Below are 13,881 nucleotides of genomic sequence, written 5' to 3' on the forward strand. Positions count from 1 at the left end.
GGGTCCGCCGTCCGCTGATCCCCTCGCGCGCCGCCAAGTCTAGGCGCACGTGAGCATGAATCAGAGGTCGCCCCTGGAATCTTGATCGGTGGGCGTAACCTGCCCGACGTGCTGAGCGAGCCGACTCTGACCAGCCGCACCGAGGACGGGCGGGACATCCCACTGCTCGTCTGGCGCGCGGACGGACCCCTGCGTGCCGTCAGCAGCGGCCCGCTGGGCGGTGGGATCGGCGTCCGGCGCTGGGTGCTCAACGCCACCGTGCCCATGTCGTACGACCGGGACGACCCGGGCGCGCACCTGGCCTCGCTCGCCACCGACCTGGCCCTCGACGGGCCCGGGGTGGGCCTGCTGACCGGCGTCGATGTGGGCGAGGTGGTGACCCGGACCGACACCGGCGTTCGGGCCTGGGCGACGGTCGGGCTCGGCATCCCCGTGCCGGCCGCCGCGCCGGCTCCGGCCGCGCTCACCCAACGGGTCGGCACGGTCAACATCGTGGTGTACGTGCCGGCGCGGCTCGCCGATTCAGCTCTGGTCAACGCGGTGGCCACCGCGACCGAGGCCAAGACCCAGGCGATCAGGGAGCTGGGGTTGCCGGGAACCGGCACGCCGACCGACTCGGTCACCGTGCTCTGCCCGGTGGACGGGCCGGAGGCCGCGTACGGCGGGCCGCGCTCCGCCTGGGGTGCCCCGCTGGCCCGAGCGGTGCACGCCGCGGTGTTCGCCGGCGGCGACCGGCCGGTCGTGCCCTGGTCAGAACGCCTGACCGGCTGAACTTCCGGCCGATCGGCCCTCGTCGGCGCGTTTGACGACCGGTAGGGTCGCCAGCGATGTATGCTCCCGCGCCCCTCACCCCCCGCCCGCGCCGCCGCGTCGCCCTCGGGCTCGCCGCGCTGCTGGCCGCCCTGCTCGTCGCCGGCTGTGCCGACTCCGCGGAGGCGCCCGTCTGGCAGCCGGGCGCCGGCGGCGGTGGCACCGGCGCGCCGGTCGCGACGGCCGGGCCGAAGGGCAGCGACGGCCCGACGACGTCCGGCCGCGCCATCTCGCTCTCCGCCACCGGCGACATCATCATGGGCAACGCGCCGAACCGGCTGCCCGCCGCCGGCGGAAAGGGCTTCTTCAACTCGGTCACCGAGGCGCTCAAGGCCGACCTGGTGATGGGCAACCTGGAGGAGCCGTTGACGGTGGACACCGGCACCGGCAAGTGCGGGGCCAACTCCACCCGCTGCTTCCAGTTCCGGGCCCCACCGGAGTACGCCGCGCACCTGCGGGACGCCGGCTTCGACGTGCTCAACCAGGCCAACAACCACGGCTACGACTACGGGCCGAAGGGCTACCGGAACACCCAGCAGGCGCTGAAGAAGCACGACCTGGAGCACACCGGTGCCCCCGACCAGATCACCGTGGTCGACGTCAAGGGCGTCAAGGTCGCCGTGGCGGGCTTCTCGTCGTACGTCTGGTCCAACAGCCTCGTCGACATCACCAAGGCGAAGGCGGTGGTCGCCAAGGCCGCCACGATGGCGGACCTGGTCGTGGTGCAGGTGCACATGGGTGGCGAGGGCGTGGAGAAGACCCGGGTGAAGCCGGGCACCGAGATGTTCCTGGGCGAGAACCGGGGCGACCCGGTCAAGTTCTCGCACGCCATGATCGACGCTGGCGCGGATCTGATCGTCGGACACGGACCGCACGTGCTGCGCGGCATGGAGTTCTACCGGGGTCGGCTGATCGCGTACAGCCTGGGCAACTTCGCCGGTGGGGGCAACTCGCTGAGCAACGACGGCCGGCTCGGCTGGGGCGGTGTGCTGAAGGTGTCGCTGAAGCCGGACGGCACGTGGGCCGGTGGCTCGTTCACCTCGACGTACATGAACTCCGCCGGCAAGCCGACGATGGACCCGGACGACCGGGGCCTGGGCCTGGTCACCGAGTTGAGCCGCAGCGACTTCCCGAAGGGTGGCGCCCGGTTGGACGGGCAGGGCAAGATCTCCGCACCGACGGGCGGTTGACCCGGCGGGAACGTCCGGGGCGCGACGTAGGCTGACCGTCGTGACCAGTAGCCCTCCCGGTGCCAGCGAGACCGACCTCGGGCGCAAACGCCGTGCCCGCAAGATCGGCCGGGTGCTGGCCGAGACACACCCTGACGCGCACTGTGAGCTGGATCATTCGACTCCGCTGGAGCTGGCCGTCGCCACCATCCTCTCCGCGCAGTGCACGGACAAGAAGGTCAACGAGGTCACCCCGAAGCTCTTCGCCCGATACCCGACCGCCGCGGCGTACGCCGGCGCCGACCGGGGCGAGATGGAGGAGCTGATCCGGCCCACCGGCTTCTACCGCAACAAGACCGACTCGCTGCTCAAGCTCGGACAGGCCCTCCTCGACCGGTACGACGGCCAGGTCCCCGGCCGGCTCGTCGACCTGGTGACGCTGCCCGGGATCGGCCGCAAGACCGCCAACGTCATCCTGGGTAACGCCTTCGACGTCCCCGGCATCACCGTCGACACGCACTTCCAGCGGCTGGTCCACCGGTGGCGGCTGACCACCGAGACCGACCCGGTCAAGATCGAGCACGCGGTCGGCGCGCTGTACGACAAGCGCGACTGGACGATGCTGTCGCACCGGATCATCTTCCACGGGCGACGGGTCTGCCACGCCCGCAAGCCGGCCTGCGGCGCCTGCACGCTGGCCAAGCTCTGCCCCTCGTACGGCACCGGCCCGACTGAGCCGGCCGCCGCCGCCAGGCTGCTCAAGGGGCCCCGGGCGCGCGACCTCGCGGCGGCCGCCGGCGTCGACCCGGAGTTGGTGCCCGCCCAGGCGGTTGCCGCGGAGGTGCCGTGAACCGGCGCCTCGCCCTGCTGGTCCTGCCGCTGCTGCTGCTCGTCGTCACCGGGTGCACCGCCGGCGCGGACGACGCCCCCGCGCCCCGGGCGACCGCCGCCCAGCGCCCGTCGCCGTTCCGGGACTGCGCCGCGCTGAGCACGGCACCGACGGCCGGCGCGGGCACGGCGGCACCCACCACCGGCGGGGAGGAACTGCCGGAGCTGACCCTGGCCTGCTTCACCGGCGGAGCCCCGGTCACGTTGCGGGATGTGGCGGGGCCGGCGGTGATCAACGTGTGGGCGTCCTGGTGCCCGCCGTGCCGCAAGGAACTGCCCGCCTTCCAGCGGCTCAGCGAGCGGGCCGCCGGCCGGCTCCAGGTGGTCGGGGTGAACAGTCGGGACAGCCGCGACGGCGCCCAGTCCATCGGCGACGATTTCGGCGTCCGGTTCCCGATCCTGGTGGACCAGGGCGAGGCGCTGCAACGGGCGCTGAACCGCAACGCCATCCCGCTGACCCTCTTCGTCGACGGCCAGGGTCGGATCCGGCACATCGACGCCACCGGCGCGCTCGACGACGCCCAGCTCGACAAGCTGGTCCGCCAGCACCTCGGCCTGGCGGTGCCGGCGTGACCCGTCGACCACCCGAGTGGATCGAGCCGTTGCTGAGCCGGCTGGGCACCGCCCGCGCGGAGGACTTCACCCGACTGATCACCCCGGCCCAGGGCGGCAGGCAGAGCGCCGTGCTGGTGCTGCTCGGCGAGCAGCCCGGCGCCGGCCCCGACGTGCTCGTCCTGCAGCGCGCCGCCAACCTGCGCAACCACGCTGGTCAGCCGGCCTTTCCCGGCGGCGCGGCCGACCCCGAGGACATCGACGTCCGCGCCACCGCGCTGCGCGAGGCGAACGAGGAGGTCGGCCTCGACCCGGCGAGCGTGACCGTGCTGGCCGAGCTGCCGAAGCTGTGGATCCCGGTCAGCGACTTCGTGGTCACCCCGGTCCTGGCCTGGTGGCACGACCCGCACCCGGTGCACCCCCGGGAGCCCGCCGAGGTGGCGCACGTGGCCCGGCTGCCGGTCAGCGAGCTGGTCGACCCGGCCAACCGGCTGCGGGTCCGCCACCCCAGCGGCTGGATCGGGCCGGCGTTCTCGGCGCGCGGCATGCTGGTCTGGGGGTTCACCGCCGGGGTGCTGGCCACCCTGCTGGAGATGGGCGGCTGGGCCCGCCCGTGGCCGCATGGCCGGGTTGTCGAGCTGCCGCCCACCGGGGCGACGCCGGCACCCTCGGCCGGCACCGACGACGCCGACGAGACCGCCCTGCGCTGACCCCGCGGTCACCTTCCGCAAGCGATGGTCATCTGCCGGGCGCCCTGCCCGTACGCTGGACCCGTGTCCGTCGTGGATCTCGTCCTACTGCTGCTCATGCTCGTGTTCGCGATCAGCGGATACCGCCAGGGCTTCGTCATCGGAATCCTGTCGCTCTCCGGCTTCTTCCTCGGGCTGCTGCTGGGCCTCCAGCTCGGGCCGCTGTTCGCCCGGCAGTTCGTGGACCCCGGCATCCGGGTGCTGATCTCGCTCGTGGCGGTCTTCGGGCTGGCCGTGGTCGGGCAGGCGCTCGCCGGCTGGCTCGGCTCGCACCTGCGCAAGACGATCACCAGTGAGGTCGGCAAGCAGGTCGACGACGTCGGCGGGGCGTTCGTCTCGCTCTTCGCGGTGCTCCTGCTCGCCTGGCTGGTCGCCGTGCCGCTCGGCTCGTCCTCGGTGCCCTGGCTCGCCGCCTCGGTGCGCAACAGCGCGCTGATCACCGTGGTGAACCAGGTCCTGCCGGAGCAGGCCCACGAGCTCTCCACCGCGCTGCGGGACACCGTCGACACCGACGGTTTCCCGGACGTCTTCGGTGACCTCGCACCAACCCGTGCCCGACAGGTCGAACCTCCCGACCCGGCGTTGGCCGGCTCCCAGGTGGTGGTCAACGGCCAGCGGTCGGTGGTCAAGGTGCTCGGCTCCGCGCCCGGCTGCTCGCGCCGGATCGAGGGTTCCGGCTTCGTGTACGCCGACGACCGGGTCATGACCAACGCGCACGTGGTGGCCGGCACCCGCACGGTGTCCGTGGAGCTGGGTGGCGACCGGTACGACGGCGAGGTGGTGGTCTACGACCCGGACCGGGACCTGGCCGTGCTGCTCGTACCCGGGCTGCCCGGCCCGTCGCTGCGGTTCGCGGCCGGCAACGCGGGCAGCGGTACGGACGCCATCGTGCTCGGCTTCCCGCTCGACGGCCCGTACAACGCGCAGTCGGCACGTGTGCGCGACGTCGACCGGATCACGGGGCCGGACATCTACGCCTCCGGAGACGTCACCCGGGAGATCTACACGATCCGAGCGTTGGTCCGCAGCGGAAACTCCGGCGGCCCACTGGTCTCCGCCAACGGCCTGGTGCTCGGCGTCATCTTCGCGGCGGCGGCCGACGACCCGAACACCGGCTTCGCGGTGACCGCCGCCGAGGCGCGTCCGGTGGCGCTGGCCGGCGCGGAACGCAACCGGCGCGTCGGCACCGGCGAGTGCACCTGAGCGGCACCCTGGTCAACTCCGGGCTGGCGCGGCGGGCCTGCGGCCGCTGGGCAGCTTCGCCCGTCCCCACCGCACCCCTCGATCGAGCACGCTGCGCGCCATGATCGCCACGCAGGTGCCGCCGTTGAGGAAGGAAGCCACCACGTCGCTCGGGTGGTGCATCCCCCGGTACATCCGGGTCAGCGCCACGCTCAACGGCACCACCAGCAGCAGCGTCCACCAGGCCACCTTCGCCCCCGTGCTACGGGTTCGCAGCGCCAGCAGGACCGCGATGCCGACGTAGAGCGCCATCGCCGCCGAGGTGTGCCCGGACGGGAAGCTGGAGGTGGGCGGCGAGACGTCCATGTGCTCCACCGCCGGCCGCCGCCGGTCGATTGCGAGCGTGGTCAGCAGGAACACCAGCGCCTGGGCGGTCACCGCCGCGCACAGGAACACCGGCTCCCGCCAGCGGTTCAGCCAGAGCCGCAGCGTCAGCGCCACCAGCACGGTGACCACCACGATCATCTGGGTGCTGGCCAGCGTGCTGAACACCAGCGACACGTCGTTCCAGCCGGCGGTGCGATCAGCGGCGAGCTCGCGGTTCACCGCGTCCTCAACGGTGAACGGCCAGGTCCGGGCGAACACCCGGGTGATCAGCACCCCGAGCAGCACCATGACGCCGAGCAGCAGGGACACCGGCAGCAGCACCCGCCGGACGATCTGGACCGCGGTGTCGGACATGGGCCGGCCAGTACCCTGTCGTGGTCGTCGGCACGCCTCAGGCGGCTCCAGGGTCCCGCTTCACCTCCGGCGCGAGGCCGTCCCGGGTCGCCCGGACGGGCCGCAGGCCGGTGTGCGCCCGCCAACTGGTGAACGCGGCCGTGGTCGCCGCGACCACCGCCGCACCCAGCAGCCACCCGCCCAGCACGTCGCTGGCCCAGTGCACGCCGAGTGCCACCCGGCTCAGGCCGGTCAGCACGGCGACCAGCACCGCGGCGACCCAGAGCGTGACCCGCCACGCCCCTCGCCCCGCGTACGGCAGGAGCACCAGCAGCAGCACACCGGCCGCCAGGGTGGCGTTCAGCGCGTGCCCGGAGGGGAACGCGTAGCCGACGGCTCGGGCGACCGGGTCGAGCAGGTCCGGCCGGTCCCGGCCGACGAGCAGCTTGAGCAGCGGGCCGATCAACCCGCCCACCACCATGGTGGTGGTCACCCACAGGGCCAGCCGGCGGGCTCCCCGGCGTAGCAGCCAGATCACCAGGAGCAGTGCGCCGGCCCGCAGCGGCATCGGCGCGAACACCTCGGTCCAGACCCGCATCAGCGCGACCCAGGCCGGATGGTCGAGCGCGTAGCCGTGCAGCGCGTCGGTGACCGTCGCGTCCAGCCGGTGCAGCGGCGCCCAGCCCCCGAGCACCAGCAGGGCGAGCAGCGTGAACGGCACCAGCACCAGGAACGTCGCCGTCGCGGCCAGCGTCAGCCGCAGGCCCAGCGAATGATCCGGGTCGAGGCGGCGGCGCCACCAGGACGGGTGGGAGGCGTGGGCCAGGGTGCGCGGGCCGGGCGTGCTCATGGACACGGTTCTACCCCACCGCCGGTGCGCTCAGCCCTGCGGCGGCGGAAGCGATCAGCGGGCCCGCTGGCGGAACCGCCGCACCATCAACGCCGCGCCGGTGATCAGGGCGACGAGGAGCACGGCCGCGGTCCACAGCTGCTCCGGCGCCGAATCGGACGGCCCGCCCGCCGCCCGGGCCGTCCACCGGGTCTGCTGCCGGGGGGCGGTGAGACCGAGCGGGTCGCTGCCGGCGCCGGTCACCGGGTCGTTGTCGGCGGAACCGGGGGCCGGGCCGAAGCCGACCACCCCCGGTGACGTCTGATCGTCCAACGGGTTGGCGGTCACCGGGGGGACCTGTGCGGTCAGCGCGGCCACCGGGTCCACCGCCCCGTACCCGAATCGGTCGTCCCGCCCGGTCGGGCCGAGGTCGCGCGCGGTGGCCAGCAGCCGGTTGACCACCTCGCCAGCGGGCATCCCCGGGTAACGGGACCGCACCAGCGCGGCCGTGGCGGTCACCAGCGGCGCGGCGAAGCTGGTGCCCTGCACCCGCCAGTACCCGTCCGGGGATTTGGCGCCGACCAGCCCGGTGGCGGGTGCGCTCAGCACCGTCGCCCGCCCGGTGATCGAACCGGACCAGAGATTGTCGCTGCTGCGTTCCAGGCCGGCGACCGCGATCACGCCCGGCTCACGGGCCGGATACCAGACCTTGGAGTTGCTGGAGGTGGCCAGGTTGCCGGTGCAGGCGACCACGACCACGTCCCGGGCGAAGGCGTAGTCCAACGCCGCGGCCAGGGCGGGGCTGTCGCCGCTGCCGCCCAGCGACAGGTTGATCACGCCGGCGCCATGGTCGACCGCCCAACGCACACCCTGAGCGACGATCAGCGCGTCGTCGTAGCGGTTCTCGTCGTCGAGCACGCGCACCGGCAGAATCCGGGCGTCCGGCGCCAGGCCGACAACGCCCCGCTTGTCGTCCTTCCGACCGGCGATCAGGCCCGCGACGGTGGTGCCGTGCCCCACCGGATCCGGTCCGGCGCCGCCGTCCGGGCCGACCAGATCGACACCGGACAGCACCTGGCCCACCAGATCGGGATGGCTGGCGTCCACCCCGGAGTCGATCACCGCGACGGTCACCCCCCGCCCGGTCGAGCTGCGCCAGGCCGTCTCGGCGCGCAGCTCGTCGAGCTGCCACTGCTCGTCGCGGACCTGGTCGGTGCGGCTCACGCTGTCACCAGGGGCGAACACCACCGGCGCGCCGGCGAGCTGTCCGCCGGTGGCGGGCGCGGCGACGGGCGCGGCGACGGGCGCGGCGGCCGCGGCCGGGGCCACGACGGCGAGCACCGCCACCACACCGAGCAGCACCCGGCCGGTTGCCCGTCGGGCCGCTGCCGGACAGCTGTGCCGAACCCCAGTCACATCCTCTGCCATTCATCCCGACGGAACCATGACGATCGGAGATTACCGGTTTCCCCACCTGTCACGGGAGGAACCGCGGAGACACGTCACGGCGGTGGCAGCTGAGCGAGCTGGACGAGGCGTACGCCCTCCCGCCGGGTGACCAACCGACCACGGCCCGCTGGCAGCGGCCCGGGCCGGACCGGCCCGACCAGTGCGCCCTCCTCCGGGCTGCCCGCCATCACCAGGCCGGCCGTGGACAGCTCCCGCAGTCGCTGCACGATCGACTCGTACTGGGCCCGGCCCGCGCCGCCGGAGCGGCGGGCCAGCACCAGGTGCAGGCCGACATCGCGGGCGTGCGGCAGGTGCTCCTCCAGCGCCCGCAACGGGTTCGCCGGCCCGGCCGCCACCAGGTCGTAGTCGTCGACCAGCACGAAGAGCTCCGGCCCGGACCACCACGACCGGTCGCGCAGCTGCTGCGGGGTGACCTCCGGCCCTGGGGCCCGCCGCTCCAGGTAGCCGGCCGCCGACTCGACCAGGTCGGCGGTGTGCGCCGCCGCGGTTCCGTAGCCGATCAGGTGCGGTGTCTCGATGGCGCCGAGCAGGCTGCGCCGGTAGTCGACCAGGATCACCCGGGCCTGCTCCGGGGTGAACCGGGTGATGATCGAGGTGGCCAGCGCGCGCAGGAACGACGACTTGCCGCACTCCGCGTCGCCGAAGACCACGAAGTGCGGCTCGGTGGCGAAGTCGAGCACCACCGGGCGCAGGTCCGCCTCGGCGATGCCGATCGGCAGCCGCAACCCGGTCGTCGCGGCGAGATCCAGCTCGGCGTACGGCAGCACCGGCGGCAGCAGCCGCACCCGGGGCGCCGGAGGGCCCGCCCAACTGCCGGCGACCCGCTTGACGAGGTCGGCGGTGTCCCCGCTCGAGGCGGCGAGCTGGGGTAGCGCGGTGAGGAAGTGCAGGCTCTCCGCGGTGACTCCCCGTCCGGGCCGCTCCGGCACGTTCGCGGCCGCCCGCCGGGCCACCAGCGAGTCGGCCGGGTCGCCGAGGCGCAGCTCCAGCCGGGAGCCGAACAGGTCCCGGATCGCCGGCCGGAAGTCCAGCCAGCGCAGCGCCGTGGCCACCACGTGCAGCCCGTACGACAGGCCCCGGGTGGCCAGCTCGGTGACCAGTGGCTCCAGGTCGTCGTACTCGCCGCGCACCGTGCTCCAGCCGTCGACCACCAGGAACACGTCGCCGAACGGGTCGGCGCCCGGCTGGCTGGCCGTTCCCGCCGCGGCCCGGCGCTGCCGGTACGCGGCCATCGACTCCACACCCAGCTCGGCGAAGCGGCGTTCCCGCTCGGCCAGCAGGGTGGTCATCTCGCCGACGGTGCGCCGTACCGCCGTCGGGTCGGCGCGGCCGGTCACCCCGCCCACGTGCGGCAGCTCGCGCAGCGCGGCCAGCCCTCCGCCGCCGAAGTCGAGGCAGTAGACCTGCACCTCGGCCGGGGTGTGGGTGAGTGCCAGTGCGCAGATCAGCGTGCGCAGCGCGGTGGACTTGCCGCTCTGCGGCGCGCCGACCACCGCGACGTGCCCTGCCGCGCCGTCCAGCGCCAGCCAGAGGAGGTCCCGGCGCTGCTCCAGCGGCCGGTCCACCACGGCCACCGGCACCCCGAGCGCGCCGTGCAGCTCCGGGTTGCCCACGGTGAGCCCGCGCGCCGGGTCCACCTCGACCGGGCCGAGCAAGTCGTCCAGGGTCGGTGGCTGGCCGAGCGGCGGGAGCCAGACCTGGTGCGCGGGCGGGCCCTGCCCGACGAGTCGGTCGACCAGCAGGTCGAGCAGGGTCTCCCGGCCGCTCTCCTCCTCGGCCAGGACGGGCGCGGCCGGGCTGACCGGCTCGGGCGCGGGCACGGCGTGGGTGGTGAACGTGAGCAGGCGGGCACCGCCCCCGCCGGTGGCGCCGGTCGGCGCGGCCCGGCGGCGGACCGAGCCGGAGACGTACGCGGCCCGGAACCGGGCCAGCGGGTCCGTGCCAGCGCGCAGGTAGCCGTGGCCCGGTGAGCGGGGCAGCTCGTGTGCGTCCGGCACCCCGAGCACGGTCCTGGATTCCAGGGCGGAGAAGGTCCGCAGCCCGATCCGGTACGACAGGTGGGTGTCGAGCCCGCGTAGGCGGCCCTCCTCCAGGCGCTGGCTGGCGAGCAGCAGGTGCACGCCGAGTGACCGGCCCAGCCGGCCGATCTGCACGAACAGGTCGATGAAGTCGGGTTTCGCGGAGAGCAGCTCGGAGAACTCGTCGCAGATCAGCAGCAGGGATGGCAGCGGCGCCAGCGGGCTGCCGGCCGCGCGGGCCCGCTCGTAGTCGCGCACGCCGGCGAAGTTCCCGGCCCGCCGCAGCAGCTCCTGGCGGCGGATCAGCTCCCCGTTGATCGCGTCCACCATCCGGTCGACCAGGGGCAGCGCGTCGGCCAGGTTGGTGATCACGGCGGCGGTGTGCGGCAGCCGGTCGAACGAGGCGAAGGTGGCGCCGCCCTTGAAGTCGACCAGCACGAAGTTGAGCTGTTCGGAGCTGTGCGTGACGGCCAACCCCAGCACCAGCGTGCGCAGCAGCTCGGACTTGCCGGAGCCGGTGGCTCCGATGAGCAGGCCGTGCGGGCCCATCCCGTCCTGGGCGGACTCCTTGAGGTCCAGCTCGATGGCGCCGCCGTCGACGCCGACCCCGATCGGCACCCGCAACCGGTCCCGGGACGAGCGCGGCGCCCAGCCCTGCTCGGCGGTGAAGCTCTCCGGGTCGCCGAGGCCGAGCAGCTCGGGCAGGCCCAGCTCGGCCTGGAGCGGGGCGTCCGGGCCACGTGCCGCCCCGGCCAGGCGCAGTGGCGCGAGCCGTCGGGCGACCGCCTCGGCGTCGGCGGGGTCGAGCTGGTCGGCGGTGCCCACCTCGGCGTGCCCCTCTATCGACCAGGAGTGCAGCCGTCGGCCGCGCAACTCCAGCAGCAGCGCGTACCGGTCGAGCAGGCGCGGCGGCGGTGTGTCCAGGTCCAGGACGGTGACCGCGTCGATGCCGCCGTCGCCGGTCAGGTCGGTGGCACCGGTCAGGTCGCCGCCGTCGAGGACCACCACCACGTGCGGGCCGTCGGTGGCCGGGCCGGCCGGGCTGAACCGGGACCGGCTGGTCAGCACGTCTCCGAGCAGCCGTTCCAGCTCGGCGGCGGAGCTGGTGACCAGCCGGACCGGACCGAGCGCGTCGGTGCGGCCGGGATGGTGGACGTGCGGCAGCCACTTCACCCACTCCCAGACGGCCCGGCGTTCAGGCCCGGCGCAGATCGCGACCAGCAGCTCGTCGGGCGCGTGGAAGACGGCCAGCTGGGTCAGCACGGCCCGGACCAGCGCCTGTGCGGCCGGGTCGCCGGTGGGCGGCCCGCCGGTGGCCGGTCCGCCGCCGGAGCGACCGCCGGTCCGCACGTACACCCGGGCGAAGCTGCGCAGCGACAGCGCCACCGGCAGGTCCGGCACCACGGAGTACGCGTCCAGGAAGCGGCGCAGCGCGCCGGCGGTCATCGGCTCCAGCTCCTCCAGTGGTCGGGTGACCGGTGGGACGAGCGGGGTGGCCAGCGTCTGCGGCCCGACGGCGACCCGGACCACCGCGAAGTCCGGGTCGGCGGGACGCCGCTCCCAGACCCGGTGGCTGTCCACCGTCGACCACAGCCGGCCCGGGTCCGGGTGTCGGTAGTAGAGCCCGGCCCGCTGCTGCCCGACGGTCTGCCGGACCCGGCGGCGCAGCGTGGCCAGGTGGCGCAGGTACTCGCGGCGGGCAGCCATCATCTCGGACTTCTTGGGGGTGCCCGAGGCGCTGCCCCAGGAGGTCACCAGCATCGCCAACGAGGAGAGCCCGAACATCCCGCCCACCACGTACGAGTAGGCGCCGCCGCCCCGGCCGAACATCATCGCCATCGCCACCGTGCCGCCGAGCATGAGCATCTGCTGCCACCGTCCACCGGTCACCGCGGGGATCTCCGGCGGTGCCTCGACCGGTAGCTCACCGGCCGGGATCTCCGGCGCCGGCCGGCGGGGCGGACGCTTGATGACAACGGTGGACACTCGGCCTCCTGACTGCGCTGGGTAACCCGAGCCTGGCTCATGGTAGGTAAAGTCCTGTCGTCCGCGCAGCCTCCGATCCCCCTCGATATGGAGACCAGTCGATGACAACCGGGCTGGCCCGCGTCACCATCAGCGCGCCGCAACGGAGGGTGGACGTCGCCCTGCCGGAGCAGGTGCCCCTGGCCGAGCTGCTGCCCGACGTGCTCCGGCACGCCGGTGAGGGGCTGGCCGACGACGGCGAACGGCACGGCGGCTGGGTGCTGCGCCGCACCGACGGCGCCCTGTTGGCGACCGCTCAGGCGCTGCTGCCACAGGGGGTCCGCGACGGTGAGGTGCTGCACCTGGTGCCGGCCCGCGCCCACTGGCCCGAGCTGGAGTACGACGACGTGGTGGAGGCGATCGCCGACGGCGCCCGTCGCCGCGGCGGCGCCTGGTCGCCCACCGCTACCCGCGCGGCCGGCCTGGCGGGCGCCGCGGTGCCGCTCGCCGTCGGGCTGATCGCCCTGCTCGCCGGTGGCCCGGCGTACCGCGGCGGCTGGCTCGCGGCGGCGGTGGTGGCGGTTCTGCTCACGGTGGCCGGCACGGTCGCCAGCCGTGCCAATGGCGACGGCGCCGCCGGGGCGACCCTCGGTGGCTACGCCCTGCCGTACGCGTTCGTGGCCGGCGCCCTAGCGGTCGGCTCGGGCGACCCGGTCGGCCTCTTCGGGCCGCTGCGCTGGGTCGGCGCGCCCGAACTGCTGGCCGGTTCGGTGGCGCTCCTGCTGGTCGCGCTGCTCGGGCTGCTCGGGGTGGCCAGCCGGCTGCGGGTCTTCGTGGCCGGCGTAACGGTGGGGCTGGTCGGCGCTGGGGCGGCGCTCGGCGGGCTGCTGCTGACCCCGGCGGGCACGGCGGCGGTGCTGCTCAGCGCGTTGGTCTTCGCCGTCGGGGCGATCCCGCTGCTGGCCATCCGGCTGGGCAAGCTGCCGTTGCCGCCGATCACCCTGCCGGCCGCCACTCCCGCCGTGGAGCCGGAGCGGGCCCGGGACCTGCCGGACCGGGGCCGGGTGCACGCGGCGGTGTCCCGCACCGAGGAGATGCTCACCGGGATGCTGCTCGGGCACGCCCTGCTGGCGGTGGCCGCGGCGGCGGTGCTGGGGGTGGCCGGCGGCACCGCCGGCCGGGTGCTGGTGGCGGTGACCTCGGCCGTGCTGCTGCTGCGGTCGCGGCTCTTCGTCGCGCTGCGGCACCGGGTGCCGGCGGTGCTCGCCGGTCTGGCCGGCTACGCGGTGCTGGGCACGGTGCTCGTCGGCCGGGCCGACGACGCCGGGCGGCTGGCGCTGGTCGTCGGCGGGGCGGCGCTGGCTCTGGTGGCCGTCGCGGCCGGCACCGGGTACGCCCGCCGACCGGTCTCGCCGTACCTCGGCAGGATCGCGGACCTGACCGACACGGCGCTGGTGGTCGCCGTGGTGCCGGTCGCCTGTGCGGTGCTCGACCTGTACGACCGGACCCGGGGGCTGCTCGGTTGAGCG

The 13,881-nt window shown here is 74.4% G+C and carries 11 protein-coding genes; 7 read left to right on the forward strand and 4 right to left on the reverse strand.

Annotated elements, in window-relative coordinates:
• The first annotated feature begins 108 nt into the window (after positions 1-108).
• The 6 genes from ACFYPS_RS11555 to ACFYPS_RS11580 all read left to right on the forward strand — a co-directional run bounded on the left by ACFYPS_RS11555 (position 109) and on the right by ACFYPS_RS11580 (position 5,371).
• Positions 109-771, forward strand: a complete 663-nt coding sequence (locus ACFYPS_RS11555; protein ID WP_387324155.1) for an adenosylcobinamide amidohydrolase — start codon at positions 109-111, stop codon at positions 769-771.
• 56 nt (positions 772-827) lie between these two features.
• Complete coding sequence (locus ACFYPS_RS11560; protein WP_387324158.1) at positions 828-2,000, forward strand: CapA family protein; 1,173 nt, start codon at positions 828-830, stop codon at positions 1,998-2,000.
• A 40-nt stretch (positions 2,001-2,040) separates the two neighbouring features.
• Positions 2,041-2,829: an endonuclease III gene (gene nth, locus ACFYPS_RS11565; protein WP_387324160.1), complete on the forward strand. Its 789-nt coding sequence runs from the start codon at positions 2,041-2,043 to the stop codon at positions 2,827-2,829.
• Complete coding sequence (locus ACFYPS_RS11570) at positions 2,826-3,440, forward strand: TlpA family protein disulfide reductase (protein WP_387324163.1); 615 nt, start codon at positions 2,826-2,828, stop codon at positions 3,438-3,440. Before nth ends, ACFYPS_RS11570 begins: the two co-directional genes overlap by 4 nt.
• On the forward strand, positions 3,437-4,129 hold the full coding sequence (locus tag ACFYPS_RS11575; RefSeq protein WP_387324166.1) for an NUDIX hydrolase: 693 nt from the start codon (positions 3,437-3,439) through the stop codon (positions 4,127-4,129). The genes ACFYPS_RS11570 and ACFYPS_RS11575 overlap by 4 nt, the downstream gene beginning before the upstream one ends.
• A 63-nt stretch (positions 4,130-4,192) precedes the next feature.
• On the forward strand, positions 4,193-5,371 hold the full coding sequence (locus ACFYPS_RS11580) for a MarP family serine protease (RefSeq protein ID WP_387324169.1): 1,179 nt from the start codon (positions 4,193-4,195) through the stop codon (positions 5,369-5,371).
• A 12-nt stretch (positions 5,372-5,383) separates the two neighbouring features.
• Here the strand turns inward: ACFYPS_RS11580 and ACFYPS_RS11585 are convergent, their stop codons facing one another.
• The 4 genes from ACFYPS_RS11585 to eccCa all read right to left on the reverse strand — a co-directional run bounded on the left by ACFYPS_RS11585 (position 5,384) and on the right by eccCa (position 12,373).
• Positions 5,384-6,091 carry a phosphatase PAP2 family protein gene (locus ACFYPS_RS11585; RefSeq protein ID WP_387324172.1) on the reverse strand — a complete coding sequence of 236 codons (708 nt, stop codon included), beginning with the start codon at positions 6,089-6,091 and terminating at the stop codon, positions 5,384-5,386.
• A gap of 37 nt (positions 6,092-6,128) precedes the next feature.
• Positions 6,129-6,920 carry a phosphatase PAP2 family protein gene (locus tag ACFYPS_RS11590; protein ID WP_387324175.1) on the reverse strand — a complete coding sequence of 264 codons (792 nt, stop codon included), beginning with the start codon at positions 6,918-6,920 and terminating at the stop codon, positions 6,129-6,131.
• Positions 6,921-6,974: 54 nt separating this feature from the next.
• Positions 6,975-8,327 (reverse strand): type VII secretion-associated serine protease mycosin, encoded by a 1,353-nt coding sequence (mycP, locus tag ACFYPS_RS11595; protein ID WP_387324178.1) that lies wholly within the window; start codon positions 8,325-8,327, stop codon positions 6,975-6,977.
• 74 nt (positions 8,328-8,401) lie between these two features.
• Complete coding sequence (gene eccCa, locus ACFYPS_RS11600; RefSeq protein WP_387324180.1) at positions 8,402-12,373, reverse strand: type VII secretion protein EccCa; 3,972 nt, start codon at positions 12,371-12,373, stop codon at positions 8,402-8,404.
• Positions 12,374-12,474: 101 nt separating this feature from the next.
• Between eccCa and eccD the strand changes: the two genes are divergently transcribed.
• On the forward strand, positions 12,475-13,878 hold the full coding sequence (gene eccD, locus ACFYPS_RS11605; RefSeq protein ID WP_387324183.1) for a type VII secretion integral membrane protein EccD: 1,404 nt from the start codon (positions 12,475-12,477) through the stop codon (positions 13,876-13,878).
• The last annotated feature ends 3 nt before the right edge of the window (positions 13,879-13,881 follow it).

It is taken from the genome of Micromonospora sp. NPDC005087 (assembly GCF_042872965.1).
Classification (GTDB): Bacteria; Actinomycetota; Actinomycetes; order Mycobacteriales; family Micromonosporaceae; genus Micromonospora.